This window comes from Mesorhizobium sp. M0029, assembly GCF_040323735.1.
Taxonomy (GTDB): Bacteria; Pseudomonadota; Alphaproteobacteria; order Rhizobiales; family Rhizobiaceae; genus Mesorhizobium.
The window spans coordinates 279,182-300,277 of the sequence record NZ_JAMYVF010000003.1; the positions used below are offsets into that span (position 1 = coordinate 279,182).

Sequence of the window (21,096 nt, forward strand, 5' to 3'; positions counted from 1 at the left end):
CTCCTGTCTGAGAGGGTGCAAAGAAAAACGGGAGCCGAAGCCCCCGTTTCAGTGTCCTGTTGGAATTGGCCCGTTTACGCGGCCAGAGCGTCGTCGACGTACGGTCGATCGATCTCGAACTCGCCGAGACCGGCAGACGGTACGCCGATCGCAGAAGCGCCCTTGGCGTTCTTGACGCGGTCGCCAGCGACAACAGCATCGTCGACGCTGCCGGCGGTCGCCGTGGCGTAGACGTTGGCATTGTCGAGGAAGCCGACCAGAGCCTTGCCGATCGCCTTGCCCTTGATCTGATACCAACCGAACTGGCTGGCGACATTCGCGGACATGGCGACTGCAACGGAACCGATCATGTCGGGGCCGAGGAGCACCGTCGACCAGTCGTCAGGATTGTAGAGCACCCACGAGCCGACACCGGTGGTGGCGACGCCGGCGAGATAGATGAACTCGCCGACGCCGTAGACCGGATCTTGCGCCTGGATGATCTGACCCAGCCAAGGGCCAGGAGTGGAGCGCCCGGCCGCCGTAGAGGCCGGGAGCGTTGCGGCGATCGGCGGGAGACCGAGGTGCGGAGTGTGAGGAACGTAAGCCATTTTTCTGGATCCTCTCCTTTACGCGGCCGGGTTGCTGTCGATGAGCTTCCACTGGAACAGCGGATTGTTCATCGTCAGTTCGCCCATGAAGCCGATGTACTGGACATTTGCGTCCTGATTGATCGGCATCATGGATTTGCCGATCTTGTTGAAGTTTCGTTCCGGGTGGTAGCGGAGCCAGAGCGTGTCGGTGTCCAGACCATAGGTCGTGTTCGCCGGCATGTTGGAACCAATGCCGCCTTCCTGGACGATTTCAGCAGAGCGACCGGCGCCGAAGTATTTCAGCGACGTGAAGCCGAGCTTGCCGAGCCCAGAAACATCGTTGACGCGCTGGATTGCCACGGTGGCCGCGTCATAGGCCGCGTAATGCTCCGGCGACATCAGCAGGAGATCGGCGGCCCTGGTGCCACGCGAGCGCTGCGTCATGATCGAGTTGAGCATCGGGCGAATGGTGGTCGCCGTGACCTGCGTTCCGATAGCCGGGAAGGCAGAGTTCGCGTCGAACACTGAAGTGCGCCAAATCGCGTTGGCGCCGCGGTCGATTCCGGCATAGACGCCGGAGTTGACCACAGTCGGAACCGCGAGCTGGAGGCCGCCAAGTTCCTTGCCGCCGAAGCGAGTGCCGTTGCCGTGGAGCGAGATATCGACCTCGTCCTGCAGCTCACCTTCCGCAGCCTCGATATGAGACTCCAGAATGTCCATGAGCTGGTTTTCGCCCTCGTTGTTGAGGATGTCCTCGTTCGCGAGAGTGACGGCAACCGCGCACATTTTCGGCGAGTATTCGGCGTCGTTGAACAACTCGGCCGGAACCGGGTTGAGGAAGTCGAAGCCGTTATACCAGACCGCCGAACCCGTCTTGGTATAGAGCAGGCGCTGGCGGATCTTCGGGCCGGAGTATTCCTTGAACTTGCCCTTGCGCTTAAGCACGTTGAGCAAGGCGTTGGAATTGGAGACCAGGTTCTGGTAACCCGAGGCTCGATCCTCAAGCGCCAGAGACAAAATCTCCTGGTTCTTTTCTACGGAAGTAAGAGCCATTTCGGCCCTCCTTTTTGCGATGGATTATCCGATCTGGGACACAGCCCGCCGGAGCGAATCCTTGATTGAGGTGGAAGCCCGCTTCGTTGCCGGGTCTGAGCCAGCCGAGGGCGCGCCTGTGATGGATTTCTGGCCCTTCAGGGTCTGAGCCTGCGGGTCTTGAGCGGTGCGCGTCTGAGGCGCTGCTGAAACTGTGGTTGTCGATGCGGCCGGGTCGGGATTGAGCATTTCCGCGAGCTTGTAAGCTTCGGCCAGATCGGCGGTTTTGCCTGATTTCAGGAAAAAGGCGATGTCTTCGGCCAGGTCCTCAAAACGGGGATTGTCAGCCGCGAATTTCTGCACCTGGGCGTCGATCGTTGCGACATGCTGCTGCTGCATCGTGCTGGTCACGCCGCCGACGCTATGCTTGAGGGTCTCGATCTCGCGCTTGAGCTGCTGGATGGTGGCGTCGTTCTGGCCCTGCACCTCGTCTGGCTTCTGGCCCATGACATGCGCAGCGAGCTGGCGAAGCGAGATGCCGGCATAGTCGCAAACGGCTTCAATGCCCTTCAGCGGGTCCGAGAGTAGCGTCCGCTCCAGATTGGTGTAGCGCGTCATCGCATCGCGCATCGTGGTGTTGTTCTTGGTGGCCAGTTCGTGGAAGTCACGGACCTTCTCGAATTCCTCCGCTGGCACGCGGTGCTTTTCGATGCCGGCTTCAAGCTCGCGGATCGAGCGGTGAACGGCCGCCTTGACCGGGTCGGGAGCCTTCTCCCATTCGGCCATCGCAGCGGCATCGCTCTTGAAGCGCGCTGGCGCCTCGGCATGGCTGGTTTGCGTCTTGCCGGACTCGGTTTTGGCTGTCTCTGCCGGCTTGGCAGGCTGCTGAGTGGTGTTCGCGTGCTTGGTAGGCTTCGGATCGGGAAGCGTCTTGTCGGTCTTGTCAGCAGCCTTCTCGCCCGGCTTGGGCTGGGTCTCCACCGGCGCAGGTTTCTTGCCGGTGTCGGTCCCTTCGGCCTTGGCTTTCTCATTGACCTTTTCGGCCGCTGCCTTCAGCGCTTCCCGAGCGGTCGGGGCCTTCTTCGCTTCCGGTTCCGGCTTGGGCTCGGCGGTGTTTGGTTCGGTGCTGATCGGAGTCGGCGTCTGCACGTCGTCGGCAACAGTCGAGATTTCGGCGGGCGCCGAAGCGCCTCCGTTCAAGTCTTCCATGGGATTGCTCCGTCTGAGGGATTGCTGGTTACTGGTGGTCCTGGCGCATCAATTCCAGCGCCTGGTCAATGTGCTCGCGCGTGATGCCGCGCAGAAACTTGTCTTCCATCTTCGCCTGAATGTCGTTCGGGATGATCAGGGACAGCGCGCCCTCAATCATGGCGACACACAAGACAGCCTGCTGGCCAATATCGAGGCGACTGGCTTTGAATGATGCCTCGATCGCGTTGGCGAGGCCGGCGCTGATCACGGCGCCCGGACCCGTTCGCCGCGGTCAAATCGGGCTTTTGCTTTCAGCACTGTTTCTTTGATCGCCTTACGGTCGATCTTCGGACGCTTGCGGGGCCGCAGCCGTGCCGGATCGTTGCCAACTTCCTCGAGCCCGGCGGCGCGGTAAGTCGCGCGAAGAGCCGATTTCGAGGTGTAGACCTTGCCGTCGTGCATTGATTGGACTTCGGACATGGTGTCCGAATTGATCATTGGCGCCGATAGATGCGAGCGCTTCGGCTTGGTGGTATCCACCTTGCGGAAAACCTGCCGGCCGTCGCCGAGATTGATCCACGTGTAAGCCATCACAGGCCGCTGGTCCGCTTCAGCAGAGTTGCGACGCCCGGGTTCACATTGCTTAAAGCAAGCTTGTGCGCATCGAAGACACCGGCGTTGATCTGCTTGGCCAGTTCCTTTGCCTGCTCGCCAGGCACCCCAACGGACATAAGCCGGTCGACGTTGCCATTGGTGAGGCCAGCATTCATCTGGCGGGCTACTTCGACCGCCACCGGATATGACATCCCGCCCCGGCAGAGTTCATCAGCACTGACTGGCATGGTGTTGTCCTTGTCAAAGTTGAGCAGCAGCTGGCTGAGGCGCGGCGTTCTTCTGCGCTTGGCCGAGCACCTGAAGGCGCAGCTTTTCGATTTCGAGCTGACCCTTCTGCATGTCCTGCTCGTGCTTCTGAGCTGCGGCGGCCGCGTTCGCCTCGATCTCGCGGATGCGGATATCGGCCTCGCGCTGCTTTTGCGCGGCATCGGCGTTGATCCTGGCGATATCGGCCTCCGCCTTAGTCCTGGCGATTTCCGCGTCGCTTTGGGACTTGGCCATTGCGGCGTCAGACTTGGCCTTTTCCACCGCCATCTTGCCTTCGTTGGCCTTGGCGTCAGCTTCGGCCTTACCTGCACTGGGATCTGGCCTAGGCTGGGAACCCATCGCCTTCATTTGCTCGGCGAACTCGTCGATCGTCGCATCCATGCTGCGACCGGGACGGAACGGCGCCATGGCGAACTTCAGCACCTCGGCAGCAAAGGGAGCCGTCTCGGGTTGCGCCTGCACCATCGGGCCAAGCTGGGCGAGCGTGCCAGCCAGTGCCGTCAGGAACTCGCTGCGGCGCTGCTTCTCGGCGTTCTCGTCGGGCTGGATGGTGCTGTCTGTCTCGATGTCGAGACTGAACGGCCGGATTTTCTGGTCGTGCAGGAAGTCCATCACCTGGTCGATGGTGACGGTCTTTTTCAGCTCCTCGATCTGATTGGCGATCTCGGCAATCTGGCCCTGAGCCTGCTGCATGATCTGCTGCGCGGCTTCCGGGTTCTGCTTCGCCATCGCGGCGACTTCAGGATCGCTCGACGCGCCCTGCAATTCCTTCTCGATGCTCTTGGCCTGGGCCTCCAGCGGCTTTACCTGTTTGGCGATATCGGCATCGCTCGGCAGTTCCATCTGGCTCATTTCCAGCAGCGTCTTCGACTGGAAATTCTCTGCCATCACCTCGGCGATGATGCGCGCCGCGTCGCGAGCGATGCGCACCAGCTCGTTCTGCCGGTCGCGAATGCGGACAGAGCCGTATTGCGTCTTGATCTGCTGCGCGCCGAGCGTTTCGTTCGGGTTGCTCTCGCCCCGCATGATGTCCGACAGGCCGCTGATCTGGTAAATGTCCTCGATGAGCTGCTTGCGAAGCGCGATCAGCTGCGTGATGGTCGACGCCACCATGTCGGTCGGCAGCCAGACAACCGTGTCCTTGGCCGATCCATTGCCGAACGCGGCCCAGTTGCTGACCGGAACCATGATCTGGCGCGGATCGCGCGTCTTAACCGCAGCCTCGATCGCATCGCCGATTTCACCAGCGCCGGCCGGATAGAAGCCGCGCACTTGAAGCGCTTCGGTCAATGCCGAAATGCGGTTGGTGATGTCGTTGATTTCCTCGATCTGGTCTTTGTAGAAGACGTAATCGGGGACCGGGATAAGGCTCTCCGGCTGCAACGTCCCGTAGGCCGGCTGCGGACACGGGAAGAAGTTTTCCAGCGTCAGGTGCGGCGCGCCCTCGTCCAGCACGACATCAACGCCCGGTGACAGCCACACCACCTTGTTTTCGGACTTCGACCACAGTTCCCAGACCCTCGCCTTCAGCTTGCCGTCGGTGTTGTTCTTGTCGTCCTTGCGCTTGGCGAACTCGGCATCCTGATAGGCGTTGCCCGACGTCGCCTTGAAGCGCTTGCGCATCTCTTTGCGCGTCATCCATGCGCCGCCCGCGACCCAGTCCACTTCCTTCCAGTTTCGGGCGGGATCATGCACGAAGTCGCGACGGTTCTTGTGCTCGATGCAGACGGTTTCGGTGTAGCCGTTCTCTCGGCTCTTGGTCTCGTACCGGATCCACATGCAGCCGCGCGCAATCGTGGCCAGGTCGTCTCGCACCAGCCGCATCACGCCGTCAATGTTCTGCCGATCGAACGTCACCGCCGTCGAGCGCTCGACAAGCTCCGATGCCGTGCGCGGGAGCGGCCGCCTGTCCTGAAAGCGCGGCGCGACCACCGGAACCGGTGGGCGGGAATACATGGAAGGCTTCAGGACTTCGATATTGGCCCAGAAGATTTGAAACTCGCGGTCTCGGGTGACGTTCGCCAGGCGCTCCAGATCGGCATACCGCTTCTGGATGTTGGTGCACCGTGTCTGATAGTCGGCAAAGCCGGCCTTCTCCTGATCCGTGATCAGCTTCAGCCAGCCCTTGGAGGCCTTCGGCTTCAGCGACGGGTCGACCGCATCATCTGCAGTGTTGTCGATCTCGTCTTCAGTGTCGTTGATCATATGCGAATCCTTCGACGCCCGTTGCCGTCGTCAGGCACGCCGGGAAGCTGGACATAGCCCTGTGGCACCTTGGGAGCCGGCGTCTTGGTCTTGGCTGCCCATGGCCGCGACATGCACGCGTAGCGCGTCTCGTCGGCCGCATGGTCTTCCTGGTCGCTGTTGAGGTCTTCCGGGTTCGCCTCGTCGTGCTGCAGCGCCGGCAGTGTCCGAATCGTGTGGATGCAGGTCTCGAAGAAGAACAGCATCGCACGGCCGTCCTCGTCGCCGGTCAGTCGGCCGCGCAACTGGTCCCAGCCGCCCATGGCACCGCGTCCAGCCGCTCGCTTGTTGTCGGCGCGTCGGAAGGTCGATCCGTTGGAGTTGGTCCCGTTAGCCATGCGCTCGGTGAGAGATGGCCCGCCGTCCTGGCTGAAGGCAGCAGGGTCAAGCACGCCATAGCTAATGGTGTCGTCATAATCGCGCTGCCGGACACCGGCGCCGACTGCTTCGGCATGCAGCTTCAGACCGGTGTTGGGCAGATAGCGGCCCGACTTGTCGATCTTCACGCCATACCATTCGCGGTACTTGATGAGCGCGCCGCGCGGAATGACGATGCCGGGCGCGCCAGCCACGCCAGACGGCACTATCGTGTCGTCGGACGCCACCGCATACCACCCGAAAGAGAAGGGCTTGGCGCTGCCCCAGTCGCCCGCCCTGAAGCGTGTCCAGTGGTCTGGAATTGTGAACGGTTTGACGACATGCCGGCGTCGTTCGAAGTTGTCGAAATAGGCGCCCTCGACCACATCCCAGTCGCCATAGCGCATCGCGCGCACCAGGCTTTCCGAACCGAGACCCATCAACCGGCTTTCATAGCCGGGATCGTTGTCGTTCATCGACGGGTTGTCTTCGAGCTGCGCAGGGATGAACTGACGCTGCATGCCGCCTTCGCTGACTTCGGCCTTGTACACCTTCAGCGGCAGCACGCCGTCAATGAATGTTGCCTTGACGAACTGGTGACCAATGCCGCCCGGATTGGCGCCACACAGGATGCGCGGGAACCGGCCGGCGTATTGCGGTGGAACCTTGATCCCGACCATGCGCACGCGGTTGCGGAGGAACCGATAAATCACTTCGGTGAAGTGGGTCAGCTCGTCGATCAGCAGCACATGGATTTCAGCGCCCTGATATTTGAAACGGTCCTTCTCGTCCTTGCAGTGGCAAAGGTAGATCCTCGATCCGTTCCAGAACCGAATTTCATCCTCGACGATGGTGACGAACCCGCATTCCACCCAGCCGGCGAGCATCTGGCGAAAGCCTTGCGGGCCTTCCATGTGGTTCTTGATCAGGTCGTCGCGGATGCGGCGGAAGAGATAGACCTGAAGGCCTGGGATTTCGGCGCACCACGTGATGGCGGCCGCGCGCATCAGGTGCGACTTGCCACCACCAGCAGCACCGCCATAGAGCGCTTCGGTTGCTTCCGTCTCGAATGCCAGCGCCTGCTTGTCGTGCAGGTCGAGATTGATTTCAGCTGCGGCTGCGGAGGCGGACATTGACCACGGGGACGAGCGCAGCGCCGTCCTTGCCAGTGAGCTCGACGCGTTCCTTGAACATGCCGAGATGCTTGCCCAGGTCGACCAGCGCCGATTTCTTGTCGTGCATCTTGATCTTGATACCGGTTTGGGTGAGCGAAACCTCGGACACTGCGGCGGCCGTGTCGTCGTCAATCTTGTCGCTGCCGACCAGCTCGACCGGATAGATGCCTAGGCCATTCGGCTTTGCGTTCTCCGATTCCGTGTCGATCGGGCTGCGGCCCCACTGCACCGCCTTGCGAATGTCAGAAAAGGCTATCTTTGCCAACTCGGCCACGATGCGTTCCTGAGTGACGCCGAGCTTCTGCGCGATGGCCGCTTGCCTCGCTGCGATGGCCTCGCCAACCATAACATTCGATAATAGGCGCGATCCCTGCACCTGAGCCGTCAATTCGCTGTAGCCGGCCCGCTTTGCCGCCTGTGTGGCGTTCAGGTCGATCATGAATTCTTCGACGAAGCGCGCTTGCTTCGGGGTTAGCTCTTTTGCGGGCATTGAGGCACCTTGCGGTCTGAGCGCATGCAGGAACTTGTGCGTTCTAAGACGCTATGGTTTGTTGGAGCTCGTGTGTGGGAGTGGCGACTTGGACGATAAGACAACTGGTGTTCGTATCGAACGCATCGACGGCAAATGGGCGGTGCAGATTTTTGAGAACGGCGAAACCACCCAGCATCTTTTTGAGAACGAAGAATTTGCCAGGAATTTTGCGGCCGGTCAGCGGATAAGGCTTAACCCGCCGGGGATCGAGCCAACGCTCACTTGAGACGGTCAGGCTGCAAGAAGAGCGAACCGCGTCTCTGGAGGAGCTTCCTGCTTCGCTGCTCAACAAAAAACCCGCCTGACTTAGGCGGGTTCCGGCGCAAATCGTCACCGTGCCCAAATATCTACCATACGTGACGGCACGTTTCAACTGTTGTGACGCGTTGCTGACTGCGACCCGTAGTGGAAAACGAGGCGTTCCAGACCCATGCGCAAAAGCTGGGCGGGAATGTCTCGGACCACGTTCTCCCGCTGCGCCACTTCCTTGATTGACATCCCGAGACCGCATACCGCATCGATTACAGCCAGTATCTCGGGATAGACCAGAGCTTGCCGCGCCCGCGCCATGACAGCATGGTTGTCGATCAGCTTGGCCGGGACACTCGCTCCGGACCGCCCTCCGTCCACGCGCTCGCCCATGCCCATGGTCTTCAGGCCCTCGCGCGTGGCCAGTTCGAAGTCAGCGCGATAGCGAGTACCGGCCTCCCGCTGCTTGTACGTCAGGCTCGAGATGCCCTTGAGGGGATCGACCTTGCGAACCCGGGCTATGCCACCCGTGCTGATATAGCCGCCATTGCTGACATCGTAGACCCGACGCGCTTCTGCCGTCCCGGCGATAAGCCGATCGCGCCCGTAATCATCCGTCTGGACAGCGAAGTCATGGCCGAGGTCGCGACGGATTTTCACCTGTTCGGCCTCACCCTTGCGCATCTTTGGCGCGGTCGGCTTGGTTTTCTTTGCTGCTTTCGTCATACGAAACTCCGTTGGGGTGCGCCGCGCCGTCAATTCGCCGCGGCGCGCCGTTTCAGGCGACCAAGCGCATCACCTGTCGCTTCTTCTTTGTCTTGCGGTACCAGATTGATCCGAACGCCTTCCATTCCGACGTGCGATGGGTCTTCGCCATTAGTTTCGCTTCGTCTTCGGCCGACAGGTACAGATCGCCTATCGTTTTCGACAGATCATCGGGATCGAGCTTTATCGACATCTCACTGTCGGTCATGACGTACTCGGCAGCCTTGATGTGAGTTGCGGTGATGGGTGCCAAATGAGCCTTGGCCAAGACCTCAAGGATGATCCGCGCTCCCAGTGGTTCACGACGGGCGACGAGGCCCCTGATGGCCGAAATCGCAATCGTATCGCCAGGCTGATATTTGCCCGACTTGGGCAGATTCTTAAGAACTTTGACCCCGGCCCGCTGACAGGTACGGTCAACGTCCACAGCGTCCTCAAAACCCGCTAAGACCGCAGAGTGATGGAGATGCAGTGCGGTAACTCCAAGCCGCTGAGTGTTTTGACCGACGAATGCCGCTGCCTGGGTCTGGGTGTCGGGCGCGTCGACGATCATCACCGGGATAAGATCGATATGAGGATTACTCGCAGCTGCAATTGCAGTGTGCTGCCCGTCAAGCACCTTCAAGATAGTTTTGCCGCCATGCTCGGCGTAGGCACAGATCGGCGGCTTATATTTCGTCCAGCAAAACCTCTCGATGATTTGCCGGATTTGTCTGTGGCCTTTTTCGCCAATAGCACGCTGGTACTCATGGTCGACGAATAGGGCCGACGGATCTACGCGCTCGCAGATCGGCTCACCTGTGCTGGGCTTACGTGGATTGAGGCCGGTTGTTGAGATCGCGGCAATACCATTGAGAAGTTCCACAGAGTTTTTCCTGTTACGCAGCTCAACCTGAGCGGGGACGCCTCTGCATGAGTGCGCGGCTGCTTGGTTGCAGGCCTCGCTGTGGACAACGACCAAGCGCGCCGAGCTTTCCCCGACATTCTCGGTGTCTGCCCACCGGTAGCCGAAAGATTGGTGAACGAACGCTTGCGAACCGCTCAATTTTCGTTCCCTTCGCTTGCCGCTAGATATTCCGCTGGACTGATGTGGCGGACGGGCGATGCCGCGCCAAATGTCCCGAGCTGCGCATCCCGATAATTGCGCTTTCCCTTCGGGTCGAAGTCAGTCGCCGCTATTGTCCGCAGCCATTTCGGAGCCTTTGCTGCAGCGGGCGTCCGCCGCTCTTTCGTCCGCCGTTTCTTAGCGGCCTGTTTCTTCTCCTGCCGGGTCTGCTTCGGAAGGGTGGGAAACGGGTTTTCCTGCAACCCGTTTTCTGCCGGCCCGCTCGACAGGATCTTGTTCGAGATCCAGTCAGCCCGCTTTTCGGCTGGCGATATGGGCGAGCCCTCGATGCGATCAGCCGCGCGCCAGGCTTCCGCGTTGGTCGGAAACGGCCCCGCCAAGGTTTCGCCGCGAGAAACCACAATCCAGCCCCCGCCCGAAGCTTCAATCACGGTCATGGCAACGCCCTTTGTTGTCGTTCGAAAGTGTCAGGCCTCGGGGAAATTCGCGGCGCCGGTAATCAACCTCGTCAATGATCCGCCGCAGATCCGCCCTATTGGCGTTGCCGATCGCTATCCACCGCTCCAGGACGGGTTTCATTGCCAACCAAGTCTTGTCTGGCAACTCGCACCAGATGCCGATTACAGCGTCGCGGGCCGCGAGATTGATGCTCGTGTGGACAAGCAACGCCTGTTCAACAGACCACGGAAGCCGCTCGGATTTTTCCTTATTCGGCATCTTCAAACCTCCCGTTCTGGATGTTGAAGTTGATCTTCAGCTTGCAGGGATGGCCCAGCTCGTCGAAGCGGGTCTTCTTGTGGAAGATCACCGCATCGGTGCAGCGTTGGCCCTCGTCGAACATCTTCGGGCGGTGCACGACCAAGCCCTGGTCAACGCGGTTGTCCCAATGCTTTGAGCCGGCTATGTCGTCGAGCTCCGGGGGCGAACCTTTGCGCGGCCCGTCCATTTTCGCCGGATGGGCCAACACTTGGACGTGACAGCCCATGTCCTGCGAAAATTTGTAGATCGCCGTCAGGCAGCGGCCGATGTATTCGGTTTCTGTTTCCCGAGCCTCGCGCTGGCTTTCCAGTCGGTTCCATGGGTCGAGCTGCACCACTGATGCGCCGTGCCTGACCACCGCGGCCTCTGCCGTTTCAAGTAGCCAGCCTAGCGTTGGCGTCTGCTCCGGGTGCTGCATGAACAGGTAGTGGTCGTTTATCCACTGGTCCGAGTACCGGATTTCTTCCGGCGTCATTTCTCGCTCCAGACGGCCTGCATGCAGCGTCCGCAGGATGCGCCGGTAGTGTGGCTTGGCCCGCGTCTCAAACGTGGCCGTGGCGATGACCAGCCCGTATTTGTCGGCGATGTCGGCCCAAACCTGCGCCATCACTGCCGTCTTGCCGTGGCCAGGGTGACCGGTGACCACTGACATGGTGCCGGGCGCGAAAAGGATCTTGCCGCGCCAGGCCGGCATGCGGGGAACCTCCCAAGCTCGGATCGGCGCCATCTCCGGCAGTTCCGCGAGCCTGTAGAGACCGGCGACCGGCCACGGCAACGCACCATTGGTGACCAGGTCTTTCAGCGCTTCGATGCCATCAGCGCGCAACATGTCGTTGGCGTCTTTGATACCTTCGGGCCAGTCGATGAACCAGAACTTGGCGGCGCCGAGCAGATGGGCCATGTCCGCCCGGAGCGAAAGCCCGGTGTCGTCCATGTCCCCGCACCAGATGAAACGCTTGTGCTTGCCGAGGCCGCGCGCCAGAGCCTGTTCGACGTACTCATAGCCGGCGGGCTCCGCTGGCTTGTCGTCCGCGCCTTCCTTCTTCTCCCGGCCGCCGTTTGGCACAGACAGAATCCGGCCGATCGGTAAACCGGCCTCGACCATGGCGGCCAAGTCCCATTCGCCTTCGACCATGTAGACATCGCCGGGGGGCGCGGCCAACACGCGGTCGAGATTGTAGAAGCAAAGCTTGCCGCCCTTCTCGCCGATGAAATCCTTCTCTGGGAAGGCGCAGGCCTTGTAGTTCACCCGCTTGCCGCTGAGCGTGTAGGGGAAGAAAACGGCCTCGCTTTTGCGTTCAAGACGGCGAGGAAAGTAGACCGTTCCTGAGGCGGCGCCGAGCTGCGCCAAAGTCGTCGCGCTTATGCCCCGGACCGTCTTTGCGTAGTCCTTTGCCGCCGCCGAAAGCTTGCCCTGTTCGAACGCCACCGTTGAAACCGCAGTGGTGGCAGAAGTAGGTTGCTCCGTCTCCGTCGATCCTGACAGCAAGGCATTTGTCCTTTTTCTTCCGGCGATGCGGGGAACAAGACGGGCAGGTAGTCCGCTGCTCGCCATCGCGATCATTGATGAAAATTCCGAGTTCGCTCAGCTCGCGCATCAGTTGCCGACCTGTTGCTTGGTGTCGTCGTAGAGGCCGCCAGCGAAGCGCCAGTACGTGCCTTCCCGCTCGACCGGGTAACCCTGGCAGCGCGCGTCTGTGATCCATGCCGGTAATTTGGGATCGACCTTTGCCGGCGCCGGGGGGCGGTATTGTTTCAGCACTCCGCCGAGATAGGCCTTTGGCTTTTTGGCGCTCGCGGCTCGACCAGCGATGTCAATCAACTGATCGAAGTCGCCGCCAAGATGCTCGCCGATCTGAAACAGCATCCCGCGCGGCACTCCGGCTTTCTGCCATCCGGGCAGGGCGGCATAAAACTTCTCTTCGGCCGACCCGTGCCAATCCGGCCCGCCGTCGCGGTCATTCTTGTTTTCTGCCGGGTTGGGTTGGACGGCTTGAGGGGGAACTTTGTCGACCACAGCCGAAGGCGCGTTGTTCTTCTTTTTAATGCCTTCAATGCCTTTAATGTCTTCTTGTTTGTCTCGGGGTTGTCTCGCGGTCGTCTCGCTTGGTGTCTCGCTAGCTGTCTCGGCTGGAAGGCTGACGCGCTGATAAGTGTCGTATTTACAGATAGTTATGACGCTCTGCCCTGTCTCGACGGAGATGCTGATCATTGTCTCGGTTTTTAGACGCTTTAGAAAGCGGTCGACACTGGACCGGTGCCATTGCCAGCGATCGGCCATGAACCTGACCGATGACGCGAGCTGGCCGCGCTTCAACGCTACCATGCCGTCCTTGACCCGAACGCGCCGCGCTTTCCATGCCGCCTCGCGGATCAGCCAAACCCATGCCTCGCGCTCGGTGAACGGTTCCGCCGCGAAAAAATGATGTTCGAAGATGTCGCGAGACACCGCGAAAACGCCGCTGGTCATTGCGCCGCCGTCATGCCGATGCTCGCACCAAATCAACTGACGGCAGTTCCGGCGGGTACAGGTCGGGACGGAGGCGGCCACGATGGATGCCTGTCAGCCGCTCGACTGCAATCACGCGGTCGTGCGGGATCTGCTTCCACTGGCTTACGGCCTGCGGCGTGATATCCAGCATCTCGGCAAGCTTCTTGGCCTGGCCAATTGCTTCAACGGCCAGTTCGAGGCCGCTCTTTCCGTCCGGATCACTCATGAAGTTCTGCACCCCTGGCTCGAATTGCGAAGTGAAATTCAAGCACGGCTTAACCATAAGTTCAAGTGCAGCTTGCTTGAATTAATCAAGTCTGACTTTAGTCTCTTGAATTGAAACGGAGAATTTTTTCATGACCTTGGGGGAAACCATCAAAGCCGCGCGCAAGGCGAAGGATTTGACGCTGGCCTCGGTCGCCAATTCCATGGGCGTAAGTCTTCAGGCTGTATCCCAATGGGAAAGTGACACCACCACGCCGACTGGAGGCAGATTGATCAAGCTCAGCAATTTGCTGGGTATCGATCTAGCCCCAGCTGGTGGCCGGCGCGAGTTGCTCCCTTTCAAAGCGGAAGGCAAGGTTTTCGCCGCGCCGCTGATCAGCCGCGTGACAGCAGGCTCTTGGTCACCAGTCATTGCCGAGCAGCCACTGCCCCCAGATACCCAAGCTTTTGAAATCCATTGGGAGCCGGCCGGATACGCCTTTTCTTTGGAAATCGATGGCGACAGCATGCTTCCCGAATTTCAGAGCGGCGACGTGATTATAGTCGACACCGGCCTTCGGCCTCTGCCTGGCGATTGCGTGGTGGCCGCCATTGAGAGTGAGGAAGAGGCAACTTTCAAGAAGTACCGCCCGCGCGGCTTGGACGACAACGGCCAGCCGATCATCGAACTTTACCCGCTCAACCCCGACTATCCTACGCTGACCATCTCAGCCAAGAATCCTGGCCGCATTGTCGGGACAATGAACGAGCATCGAAGGTTCCGGCGCCGAACAAGGTGAAGCCGAACTTGAAAAGGTGTTAAGCGTGGCTTGACTATATGGTTAAGCGGTGCTTGAATAGTATCCATCGCATCGGATGGAGCTTTCAATGAACCCCACCCCCTTATCAAGCCTTATGCATACTGACGCTGACCTGATCGCCCTTGGCGTCGAATTCCGCAAGGCCTGGGCGGACGAGCGCGCCGCCTTCAGCGATTCAGGAGAGGACTTCGACAAAGACCCCTCTATTGCGGCCGCATTCCATCGATGCTCGGAGCTCTCCGACCGAATCCTGACGCTCACGCCCGAGACCATGGATGGGGCGCGGGTCGCCGCGATGGTTTGGGGCTGGTGCCACTATCTCAACAGTCAGCCCGGCGTTTACGACGGCGGCGAATTCAGCAACGCGGCCGACACCCGCGCCGTCCACAAGGTGCTAACGTTTCTGCTGAAGGATTGCGCGGCGTGAGCTATTCGCCGCTTTCATCGTCTTGGGCTGCCTTAGCGGCGGCAGCGTCGCGTTCGAGCTTGGCCAACCGTTTTAGTCGGCGCCGTTCGGTATTTTCCGCCGCGACCGAGACAACGATTCTTGCGTCGTCGATACCGGCATCTTGTGCGGGTTCGAGGCTATTTGCGGCGCGCTCGCGCTCCGCAAGCCGTTCGACCCGTTCAGCGGCGCGAATGCTTTCGACGCTTTCTTTCAGCGTCTTCGACAGGTCGGAAAAGAATGTGCCGATAGATACGTCGATGGCAGGCGTCCCAAACGGCAACGCCTCCAAGCGGATCGTGATCGACGGCGGATGCTTGGGGCCGAGAAAGGACTGTTCCAGCCGAGCGACGATTTCAGCGGTGGTGCTGCGGTTGTTGCGTTCGGCGCGCTCCTCCAGGCGCTCTTTCAAGTTCGCCGGTAGCCGGATGTTTATCTGGGGATCTTCGCGCGCCATAGGCTGGGGATATATAGCACGGTGCTATTGCTCGCAACCTAGCACGGTGCTATATTCCGTCTTGGTTAACGGGAAGGAAAGGACATGAGTCGGGCGGACCCGAAATTTCTGGTGAGACTGCCGGCAGACGTAAAGGCATTCATCGCCACGCAGGCCGCGCGGAACGGAAGTTCTCAAAATTCTGCAATCGTGCGGTGCATCCGTAACCGCATGGACGAAACGAAAACGACGACCAGCGAGCCGGCAAGCTCAATCTGATCGTCGTTCGAAATGAAACCGCCTTGCACGGCGGCTCCCCACGATCACCGACAAAGGATATTGAAGATGACCAAGGCGTTACATAACACCGCATCGGCGAAAATTCAAACTGGTCGCCCCGCTGCGAAGATAGCGCATGAGGCTGACACCCTGTCGTTTATGCACCGCAAAGGCCGCGATGCCGGCGGTGGCATCTGCTACTGGAATGTCGACGCAACCGGCCATTTCGGCAAGGACTGCGACAAAGGCCATGAACTGGCGCGCGAATATCTCGACTTCATCGGCCGTCACCCGACCAACGGCGCAACCACACTTCTCGGCTGCATCGTCAACGATATGTGCCGACTCCGGCAGGAAGAACGCTTGCCGTCCCGCAACCATCTGACCGGCGTCGAGATCGGTTTCCTGGGCGAGGTCAACCGCTACGCTGCGACAATGGTTGCCGTGGTCAAAACCATGGGCAAGTCGGAAGGCGGTGCGGAATGAGCCGCCCAGCGCACCCGCTCGGCTTCAAAACCGACCTTCTCTCGCTCAAGCAACTGTCGGCACTCGTCGAGACGCTGACCACTGTCGCCCAAGTTCTCAGCGGTCTTCAGGAGCAGCCTCGTTTCAACGGCCCGGATGACGGTCAACCGTACAACGAAGCTGGCGAGATACTAGAGTTCCTCCGCAACAATATCGGCTGCGAGATCGACGACATACGCGAGGCCGTGTTGCAAAGGCCAGTCAGCACCCGAGACGAAGGCGAACTTAAGTTTGGGATCATAGTCGGCCAGTATGACGGGGGCACCGACAGCCCTGCATCGGTTGTCGCGGAGTTGGCCAGGATTGCCGGGGACATCGATTGGCAGCTTACCCGGGAAGGTGGCAAATGAGCCGCTTCATCGATCACAGAGACATGTCTGCAGATCAGATAATGTCTTGCTGCATCCAAGCGGCTGCAATCGTCCGGGTTTGCGGTGCAGCGGCCTGGGCGATCCAGGAAGGCGGCCATGTGAATATGGCAACCAGCATCGTTGATGCTCTTGCCGCCGCCGACGAACTCCTTGGACCCGTTACCGATGCGCTTGAGGGCCATGAAGGTCCGAAGGCAGGTGCGAAGTGATCCAAGTCGTCAGCATTACGAGCAAGATCAAGACCGCTGGCGCGCGGCTGGCCTGGGCGAGAACTCAGGCCGGTATCCACACCGTCAGCGGCGGCGCCGAAGCGCTGAAAGTGCCGCCCGGCACATATGCGGGCCACGAGAGCGGAAACCGCGCTTTCGACTATGAAGTCGCCCGCCTGTATGCGGCTGGCTATGGCGTCCGGTGGGAATGGTTGCTCAGCGGGGAGGGCGATCCACTAGGAGGCGGCCGGGTTGTCCCGCTCTCAGCGATCGACCAGCTTCACCAAGTGCGAGACGAACTGCGCACCATTTGGTTGGCCCTGGGCAACACGTCAGATCTGGATGATGACGGCACATTGACGCCGATACGCGAAGCGCTGAACGGCTCAACCAATCGGCTCGAAGACGCTTGCCAATCGATGGAGCGCGCCGGATGAACGGCGATTTCAGCAATTTTTCGAAAGCACAGCAACATTGTGACAAAGCCGGCCTGTGGTTCTGGACCTGCGCGAGGGCGGGCAGATGACCCGCGCCGGGGCAACCCTCGACGATCTGCCCATGTTCGCATCGGACGAGCAGATCGCAGAGGCCATCGTCGGGAAGGATAAAGCAGGCAAATGGATGCGCGAGCGCCTGCCGACCCTTGCCAACAAGCCCGGTTTCCCGGCTATTGATGAATTTCACGGAGGGCGCCCGGTCGCCTTGGTGCAGCGGTTCTATGAAAATTACCTTGGAACCGGCTCGACCACGGCAACAGCGCCACCCGGCAAAGCGGACGCAAGCCAATGGAAAACGAAGACGCGACAAAGGCCCCAGGTCTGAAATGGATCAAGCGCGCTGGCGGCCGAGTGCCGCACTGGGTTGCCGACGAAAATGACGTAAAGAACGGCTACATCCCGAAAACGGTGAACCTCTACTATCTGGCCGATCAGCCGGAGATGCTGAAGGCGAAATGCCATTCGCTCCAAGCCGAGATGCTTCTATGGCGCACCGGCTACCGTGCCGACCCTCTGAAGTTCGACGGAACGATCAAGTCGCTCCTGACCATCTACGAGACGCACAAGCGCAGCCCATACCGGAAGCTAAAACCCGGTTCGCTGCGGCCCTATAACCACTATCTGAAGAACCTGAAGGGCCACATAGGCAGCGTCCGGCTTGACGAAACAACCGGCGTTGACCTCATCGACTGGCATGACGTTTGGTCGGAGAACGGGCGTTATCTCGCCGCTGCGTCGACCGCGCGCGCCGTTCTTTTCGCTGCAGTCAGCTTCGGCATCATGATGCGCTTGCCCGGCTGTTCGGAATTGTCGGTCGTCATGCGCGAGACTGCAAAGAGGCTCCCGCACCCCAAGCCCCGCAAACAGTCCGCCACCGCCACCCAGATCATCGCGGCGCGCGCGGCAGCGCATCAGGCCGGCCGGCCTTCGTCGGCGCTCGCCTATGCCTTGTGCTTCGAGACGGTGCTTCGGTTGTGGGACGTGATCGGCCAGTGGTGGCCGATGGACATGGGCGGAATTTCCGAAGTGCTTGACGCCGACCGGGATCTGAAATGGTTTGGCCTTCGCTGGGAAGACATCGACGCCGACATGGTGCTGCACTACACGCCATCCAAGACCGCCGATAGCACAGGCTTCAGCATTTCCTATTCGCTGAGGAAGGCGCCGATGGTCATGGAAGAGCTGCAGCACTGGCCGATCGAGAAGCGCAAGGGGCCGATCATCGTGGCCGAGGAAAACGGCTTGCCCTGGCGCGCCACGATTTTCGCGCAGCGCTGGTCTGTCGACCGCAAGGTGGCAGGTCTTCCGGTGACCCTTTGGGCGCGAGACTTGCGGGCTTCAGGCATCACCGAGGGCAGGGCATCCGATGCCAGTCTGGACGATGCCAGCAAGGTCGCCGGGCATAGCGCAACCACCACCACCAAGCAGTATGATCGCGCCGTGTTGGAGGCTGCGGACCGCTTTGCTGACGCGCGCGTCAAGCGACGTGAACAGAGCGGTAACGGCGGCGGTAACGCGCGGTAACGGATTAAGAATTTCGTAAGGAATTTCAACGGCCTGCACGAGCCCTGCTTTAACGCGCCCTTAAACCGCCGCATCTACCCTCCAACCCGAGCGCCATTGACACCGGGAAGACAGCGCAACGCATGGCGAACCGCAGAGACAGTCGCATCGAACCCAGCTTCGAGGGATCGCCAAAGGCGAAATCCGCGGCCGGTTTTTCGGTGAACGAGGAGGATCGGGTCGTGCCGGCCAATCGCAAATCATCTTCGGCGCGCAAAACCTCCAAGGCAAAATCATCGTCACGCGGCAAGCGCGGCAAACCCCGGCGCGGGCTGTTCGGCGTGATGGCGCGGATGTTCTACTGGTGCTTCGTGCTCTGCATCTGGGGCGGCATCGCCGTGGCCGGCATTGTCGTCTATTACGGCGCCAAGATGCCGGCGGCCACCACCTGGTCGATCCCCGACCGCGCGCCCAACATCAAGATCGTCTCGGTCGACGGGCAACTGCTTGCCAACCGCGGCATGAGCGGCGGGGAGGCGGTCGGCCTGCACGAAATGTCGCCCTACATTCCGGAAGCCGTCATCGCCATCGAGGATCGCCGCTTTTATTCGCATTTCGGCATCGACCCGATCGGCCTATCGCGCGCCATGGTGACCAACGTTCTGGGCCGGCGTTTCTCGCAGGGCGGCTCGACGCTGACCCAGCAGCTGGCCAAGAACCTGTTCCTGAAGCCCGACCGCACGCTGGAGCGCAAGGTGCAGGAAGTGCTGCTGTCGCTCTGGCTGGAGCACAAGCATACCAAGGACCAGATCCTCGAAATGTACCTCAACCGGGTTTATTTCGGCTCCGGCGCCTATGGCGTCGAGGCGGCCTCGCGTCGCTATTTCGGCAAGAGCGCGCGCGATGTCACTCTGTCGGAGGCGGCCCTTCTCGCCGGCCTCTTGAAGGCGCCGTCGCGACTGTCGCCGGCGCGGGATCCGAAGGCGGCGGAGGAGCGCTCGCAACTGGTGCTGGCCGCCATGCGCGACGAAGGCAAGATCAGCGCCAAGGAACTGGCCTCGGCGATGAGCGCGCCGGCAACGCGCGCGCCATCCTATTGGACCGGCTCGGAAAACTATGTCGCCGACACCATCATGGAAGAATTGCCCGATTTGATTGGTGACGTGCGCAGCGACATCGTCGTCGACACCACCGTCGACCTCAACCTGCAGAAGCTCGCCGAACAGTCGATCCGCCGGCTGATCGACGAGAGCGGCAAGAAGCTCAATGTCAGCCAAGGCGCGCTGGTCTCGATCGACAATTCCGGCGCCGTGCGCGCCATGGTCGGCGGCTACGACTATTCGACCAGCCAGTTCGACCGCGCCTCCGAAGCACGCCGCCAGCCGGGCTCGGCGTTCAAGCCGTTCGTCTATATGGCCGCGCTGGAAGCCGGCCGCACGCCCGACAGCGTGCGCAACGACGCACCGATCAAGATCGGCAAGTGGACACCGGACAATTACGGCGGCAAGTATTTCGGCAAGGTGACGTTGGCGACCGCTTTGGCGAAGTCGCTGAATTCCGTCGCGGCGCAGCTGACCATGGAGGTCGGCCCCGACGCGGTGGTCGAGGCGGCGCACCGCATGGGCATCCAATCCGATCTGATCGCCAACACCTCGATCGCGCTCGGCACTTCGGAAGTGACGCCGCTGGAGCTGACATCGGCCTATGTGCCGTTCGCCAATGGCGGCTACAAGCCCGACATCCATTTCATCCGCCGCATCACCACGACCGAAGGCAAGGTGCTCTATGACGACAATGGCGGCAGCGCGCCGCGCGTCGTCAAGCAGAACATTGTCGGCATGATGAACTCGATGATGACCGGCACGGTCGAGATCGGCACGGCCAGGAAGGCGGCCTTCGCCTGGCCGTCGGCCGGCAAGACCGGAACCAGCCAGAATTCGCGCGACGCCTGGTTCGTCGGCTACACCGCAAACCTCACCACCGGCGTGTGGTTCGGCAATGATGACGGCACGCCGATGAAGAAGGTCACCGGTGGCGCGCTGCCGGCACAGGCCTGGCACGAGTTCATGGTGGCCGCGCATGAAGGTGTGCCGGTCCGGCCGCTGCCCGGCACCTGGAAGTCGACGCCGCCCGACACCATCGTGCCCGACGATATTCCGTCAGTCGATAACAATCAGGCGGCGCCGTTGCCTGCCGTGGCCGTCAGCCGTTCTGAGCCTGCTGCCGCGCCGGCACCTGCTGCTGTACCCGCACAAGCACCGGTCCGCCGTCCGGCCGAAACCGTCGATGCCGACGGTTTCGACATGCCGGGCGACGGCGGCACCACGGCCTCGATCAAGCATCCGGTACCGCCGGGCAGCGTCGGCGGCCCGACCAAGAAGCGGAAAACCTCAATCCTGGATATTCTCGGCGGCGGCTGAGCGGCTCGTCATTCTAGCTTCGAATCAAATGCGAGCTGGCAATCCGTTCCTCATATGAGAGCTGCGGTGAC

The 21,096-nt window shown here is 60.9% G+C and carries 28 protein-coding genes; 11 read left to right on the forward strand and 17 right to left on the reverse strand.

All coding sequences use genetic code 11. The annotated features are described in order from the left end of the window. Window positions 1-74: 74 nt before the first annotated feature. Genes NKJ76_RS07335 through NKJ76_RS07375 form a run of 9 tightly spaced genes read right to left on the reverse strand, consistent with a single transcriptional unit; the run spans window position 75 to window position 7,892 of the window. On the reverse strand, window positions 75-590 hold the full coding sequence (locus tag NKJ76_RS07335) for a hypothetical protein (protein ID WP_352534030.1): 516 nt from the start codon (window positions 588-590) through the stop codon (window positions 75-77). 18 nt (window positions 591-608) lie between these two features. Next, window positions 609-1,625, reverse strand: a complete 1,017-nt coding sequence (locus NKJ76_RS07340) for a phage major capsid protein (RefSeq protein ID WP_352537090.1) — start codon at window positions 1,623-1,625, stop codon at window positions 609-611. 24 nt (window positions 1,626-1,649) lie between these two features. Next, window positions 1,650-2,813, reverse strand: a complete 1,164-nt coding sequence (locus tag NKJ76_RS07345; RefSeq protein ID WP_352537091.1) for a hypothetical protein — start codon at window positions 2,811-2,813, stop codon at window positions 1,650-1,652. 28 nt (window positions 2,814-2,841) lie between these two features. After that, a complete protein-coding gene (locus NKJ76_RS07350; RefSeq protein WP_352534033.1) occupies window positions 2,842-3,063 on the reverse strand; it encodes a hypothetical protein in 222 nt (73 codons plus the stop codon). Beyond that, window positions 3,060-3,335, reverse strand: a complete 276-nt coding sequence (locus NKJ76_RS07355) for a hypothetical protein (protein ID WP_352537092.1) — start codon at window positions 3,333-3,335, stop codon at window positions 3,060-3,062. The genes NKJ76_RS07350 and NKJ76_RS07355 overlap by 4 nt, the downstream gene beginning before the upstream one ends. Window positions 3,336-3,385: 50 nt before the next feature. Then, complete coding sequence (locus NKJ76_RS07360) at window positions 3,386-3,637, reverse strand: hypothetical protein (RefSeq protein ID WP_156939134.1); 252 nt, start codon at window positions 3,635-3,637, stop codon at window positions 3,386-3,388. Window positions 3,638-3,650: 13 nt separating this feature from the next. Continuing rightward, window positions 3,651-5,882 carry a hypothetical protein gene (locus tag NKJ76_RS07365; protein WP_352537093.1) on the reverse strand — a complete coding sequence of 744 codons (2,232 nt, stop codon included), beginning with the start codon at window positions 5,880-5,882 and terminating at the stop codon, window positions 3,651-3,653. Further along, on the reverse strand, window positions 5,879-7,411 hold the full coding sequence (locus NKJ76_RS07370) for a terminase large subunit domain-containing protein (RefSeq protein WP_352537094.1): 1,533 nt from the start codon (window positions 7,409-7,411) through the stop codon (window positions 5,879-5,881). The genes NKJ76_RS07365 and NKJ76_RS07370 overlap by 4 nt, the downstream gene beginning before the upstream one ends. After that, window positions 7,386-7,892: a terminase small subunit gene (locus NKJ76_RS07375; protein ID WP_488377119.1), complete on the reverse strand. Its 507-nt coding sequence runs from the start codon at window positions 7,890-7,892 to the stop codon at window positions 7,386-7,388. The genes NKJ76_RS07370 and NKJ76_RS07375 overlap by 26 nt, the downstream gene beginning before the upstream one ends. A 139-nt stretch (window positions 7,893-8,031) precedes the next feature. Here NKJ76_RS07375 and NKJ76_RS07380 point away from each other — a divergent pair, with 139 nt between their 5' ends. After that, window positions 8,032-8,211 carry a hypothetical protein gene (locus NKJ76_RS07380; RefSeq protein WP_081731211.1) on the forward strand — a complete coding sequence of 60 codons (180 nt, stop codon included), beginning with the start codon at window positions 8,032-8,034 and terminating at the stop codon, window positions 8,209-8,211. A gap of 143 nt (window positions 8,212-8,354) precedes the next feature. On the opposite strand, the gene NKJ76_RS07385 is transcribed toward NKJ76_RS07380, so the two are convergent. The 7 genes from NKJ76_RS07385 to NKJ76_RS07415 all read right to left on the reverse strand — a co-directional run bounded on the left by NKJ76_RS07385 (window position 8,355) and on the right by NKJ76_RS07415 (window position 13,583). After that, a complete protein-coding gene (locus tag NKJ76_RS07385) occupies window positions 8,355-8,960 on the reverse strand; it encodes a DUF6456 domain-containing protein (protein WP_352499010.1) in 606 nt (201 codons plus the stop codon). 52 nt (window positions 8,961-9,012) lie between these two features. Continuing rightward, window positions 9,013-9,864: a hypothetical protein gene (locus NKJ76_RS07390; RefSeq protein ID WP_352537095.1), complete on the reverse strand. Its 852-nt coding sequence runs from the start codon at window positions 9,862-9,864 to the stop codon at window positions 9,013-9,015. Between the two features lie 176 nt (window positions 9,865-10,040). After that, entirely contained in the window at window positions 10,041-10,502 is a 462-nt protein-coding gene (locus tag NKJ76_RS07395) for a hypothetical protein (RefSeq protein ID WP_352534041.1), read from the reverse strand. Further along, entirely contained in the window at window positions 10,489-10,782 is a 294-nt protein-coding gene (locus NKJ76_RS07400) for a hypothetical protein (RefSeq protein ID WP_352534043.1), read from the reverse strand. Before NKJ76_RS07400 ends, NKJ76_RS07395 begins: the two co-directional genes overlap by 14 nt. After that, complete coding sequence (locus tag NKJ76_RS07405; RefSeq protein ID WP_081731198.1) at window positions 10,772-12,388, reverse strand: AAA family ATPase; 1,617 nt, start codon at window positions 12,386-12,388, stop codon at window positions 10,772-10,774. The genes NKJ76_RS07400 and NKJ76_RS07405 overlap by 11 nt, the downstream gene beginning before the upstream one ends. A 33-nt stretch (window positions 12,389-12,421) precedes the next feature. Then, complete coding sequence (locus NKJ76_RS07410; RefSeq protein ID WP_352537096.1) at window positions 12,422-13,294, reverse strand: hypothetical protein; 873 nt, start codon at window positions 13,292-13,294, stop codon at window positions 12,422-12,424. A 10-nt stretch (window positions 13,295-13,304) separates the two neighbouring features. Beyond that, on the reverse strand, window positions 13,305-13,583 hold the full coding sequence (locus NKJ76_RS07415; protein ID WP_352537097.1) for a transcriptional regulator: 279 nt from the start codon (window positions 13,581-13,583) through the stop codon (window positions 13,305-13,307). 88 nt (window positions 13,584-13,671) lie between these two features. Between NKJ76_RS07415 and NKJ76_RS07420 the strand changes: the two genes are divergently transcribed. Together NKJ76_RS07420 and NKJ76_RS07425 are read left to right on the forward strand one after the other, a co-directional pair. Continuing rightward, window positions 13,672-14,319 (forward strand): LexA family protein, encoded by a 648-nt coding sequence (locus tag NKJ76_RS07420; RefSeq protein ID WP_023820555.1) that lies wholly within the window; start codon window positions 13,672-13,674, stop codon window positions 14,317-14,319. 88 nt (window positions 14,320-14,407) lie between these two features. Then, entirely contained in the window at window positions 14,408-14,767 is a 360-nt protein-coding gene (locus NKJ76_RS07425; protein WP_155921514.1) for a hypothetical protein, read from the forward strand. Between the two features lies 1 nt (window position 14,768). On the opposite strand, the gene NKJ76_RS07430 is transcribed toward NKJ76_RS07425, so the two are convergent. Continuing rightward, window positions 14,769-15,242: an Arc family DNA-binding protein gene (locus NKJ76_RS07430; protein ID WP_352534047.1), complete on the reverse strand. Its 474-nt coding sequence runs from the start codon at window positions 15,240-15,242 to the stop codon at window positions 14,769-14,771. A gap of 84 nt (window positions 15,243-15,326) precedes the next feature. Here NKJ76_RS07430 and NKJ76_RS07435 point away from each other — a divergent pair, with 84 nt between their 5' ends. The 8 genes from NKJ76_RS07435 (at window position 15,327) to NKJ76_RS07470 (ending at window position 21,025) form a co-directional block, all read left to right on the forward strand. Next, window positions 15,327-15,500, forward strand: a complete 174-nt coding sequence (locus NKJ76_RS07435; protein WP_352537098.1) for an Arc family DNA-binding protein — start codon at window positions 15,327-15,329, stop codon at window positions 15,498-15,500. Between the two features lie 66 nt (window positions 15,501-15,566). After that, window positions 15,567-15,986 (forward strand): hypothetical protein, encoded by a 420-nt coding sequence (locus NKJ76_RS07440; RefSeq protein WP_352534049.1) that lies wholly within the window; start codon window positions 15,567-15,569, stop codon window positions 15,984-15,986. Then, window positions 15,983-16,375, forward strand: coding sequence for a hypothetical protein (locus NKJ76_RS07445; RefSeq protein ID WP_352534051.1), 393 nt, complete (start codon window positions 15,983-15,985; stop codon window positions 16,373-16,375). Before NKJ76_RS07440 ends, NKJ76_RS07445 begins: the two co-directional genes overlap by 4 nt. Then, entirely contained in the window at window positions 16,372-16,605 is a 234-nt protein-coding gene (locus tag NKJ76_RS07450; RefSeq protein ID WP_023820561.1) for a hypothetical protein, read from the forward strand. Before NKJ76_RS07445 ends, NKJ76_RS07450 begins: the two co-directional genes overlap by 4 nt. Beyond that, window positions 16,602-17,042, forward strand: coding sequence for a helix-turn-helix domain-containing protein (locus tag NKJ76_RS07455; protein WP_352537099.1), 441 nt, complete (start codon window positions 16,602-16,604; stop codon window positions 17,040-17,042). Before NKJ76_RS07450 ends, NKJ76_RS07455 begins: the two co-directional genes overlap by 4 nt. Before the next feature lie 55 nt (window positions 17,043-17,097). Then, entirely contained in the window at window positions 17,098-17,427 is a 330-nt protein-coding gene (locus NKJ76_RS07460; protein WP_023820563.1) for a hypothetical protein, read from the forward strand. Then, window positions 17,391-18,626 (forward strand): site-specific integrase, encoded by a 1,236-nt coding sequence (locus NKJ76_RS07465; protein ID WP_352534055.1) that lies wholly within the window; start codon window positions 17,391-17,393, stop codon window positions 18,624-18,626. Before NKJ76_RS07460 ends, NKJ76_RS07465 begins: the two co-directional genes overlap by 37 nt. A 122-nt stretch (window positions 18,627-18,748) precedes the next feature. Beyond that, window positions 18,749-21,025, forward strand: coding sequence for a transglycosylase domain-containing protein (locus NKJ76_RS07470; protein WP_352521587.1), 2,277 nt, complete (start codon window positions 18,749-18,751; stop codon window positions 21,023-21,025). Window positions 21,026-21,096 lie beyond the last annotated feature (71 nt).

What these genes read in the sequence shown, in the direction of transcription:
- NKJ76_RS07420 (WP_023820555.1), top strand. Translation starts at nt 13,672, where the DNA reads ATGACCTTGGGGGAAACCATCAAAGCCGCGCGCAAGGCGAAGGATTTG.
- NKJ76_RS07430 (WP_352534047.1), bottom strand. Translation starts at nt 15,242, where the DNA reads ATGGCGCGCGAAGATCCCCAGATAAACATCCGGCTACCGGCGAACTTG.
- NKJ76_RS07385 (WP_352499010.1), bottom strand. Translation starts at nt 8,960, where the DNA reads ATGACGAAAGCAGCAAAGAAAACCAAGCCGACCGCGCCAAAGATGCGC.
- NKJ76_RS07335 (WP_352534030.1), bottom strand. Translation starts at nt 590, where the DNA reads ATGGCTTACGTTCCTCACACTCCGCACCTCGGTCTCCCGCCGATCGCC.
- NKJ76_RS07370 (WP_352537094.1), bottom strand. Translation starts at nt 7,411, where the DNA reads ATGTCCGCCTCCGCAGCCGCAGCTGAAATCAATCTCGACCTGCACGAC.
- NKJ76_RS07345 (WP_352537091.1), bottom strand. Translation starts at nt 2,813, where the DNA reads ATGGAAGACTTGAACGGAGGCGCTTCGGCGCCCGCCGAAATCTCGACT.
- NKJ76_RS07340 (WP_352537090.1), bottom strand. Translation starts at nt 1,625, where the DNA reads ATGGCTCTTACTTCCGTAGAAAAGAACCAGGAGATTTTGTCTCTGGCG.
- NKJ76_RS07405 (WP_081731198.1), bottom strand. Translation starts at nt 12,388, where the DNA reads ATGATCGCGATGGCGAGCAGCGGACTACCTGCCCGTCTTGTTCCCCGC.
- NKJ76_RS07400 (WP_352534043.1), bottom strand. Translation starts at nt 10,782, where the DNA reads ATGCCGAATAAGGAAAAATCCGAGCGGCTTCCGTGGTCTGTTGAACAG.
- NKJ76_RS07450 (WP_023820561.1), top strand. Translation starts at nt 16,372, where the DNA reads ATGAGCCGCTTCATCGATCACAGAGACATGTCTGCAGATCAGATAATG.
- NKJ76_RS07435 (WP_352537098.1), top strand. Translation starts at nt 15,327, where the DNA reads ATGAGTCGGGCGGACCCGAAATTTCTGGTGAGACTGCCGGCAGACGTA.
- NKJ76_RS07360 (WP_156939134.1), bottom strand. Translation starts at nt 3,637, where the DNA reads ATGCCAGTCAGTGCTGATGAACTCTGCCGGGGCGGGATGTCATATCCG.
- NKJ76_RS07365 (WP_352537093.1), bottom strand. Translation starts at nt 5,882, where the DNA reads ATGATCAACGACACTGAAGACGAGATCGACAACACTGCAGATGATGCG.
- NKJ76_RS07375 (WP_488377119.1), bottom strand. Translation starts at nt 7,892, where the DNA reads ATGATCGACCTGAACGCCACACAGGCGGCAAAGCGGGCCGGCTACAGC.
- NKJ76_RS07440 (WP_352534049.1), top strand. Translation starts at nt 15,567, where the DNA reads ATGACCAAGGCGTTACATAACACCGCATCGGCGAAAATTCAAACTGGT.
- NKJ76_RS07395 (WP_352534041.1), bottom strand. Translation starts at nt 10,502, where the DNA reads ATGACCGTGATTGAAGCTTCGGGCGGGGGCTGGATTGTGGTTTCTCGC.
- NKJ76_RS07470 (WP_352521587.1), top strand. Translation starts at nt 18,749, where the DNA reads ATGGCGAACCGCAGAGACAGTCGCATCGAACCCAGCTTCGAGGGATCG.
- NKJ76_RS07425 (WP_155921514.1), top strand. Translation starts at nt 14,408, where the DNA reads ATGAACCCCACCCCCTTATCAAGCCTTATGCATACTGACGCTGACCTG.
- NKJ76_RS07465 (WP_352534055.1), top strand. Translation starts at nt 17,391, where the DNA reads ATGGAAAACGAAGACGCGACAAAGGCCCCAGGTCTGAAATGGATCAAG.
- NKJ76_RS07410 (WP_352537096.1), bottom strand. Translation starts at nt 13,294, where the DNA reads ATGACCAGCGGCGTTTTCGCGGTGTCTCGCGACATCTTCGAACATCAT.
- NKJ76_RS07445 (WP_352534051.1), top strand. Translation starts at nt 15,983, where the DNA reads ATGAGCCGCCCAGCGCACCCGCTCGGCTTCAAAACCGACCTTCTCTCG.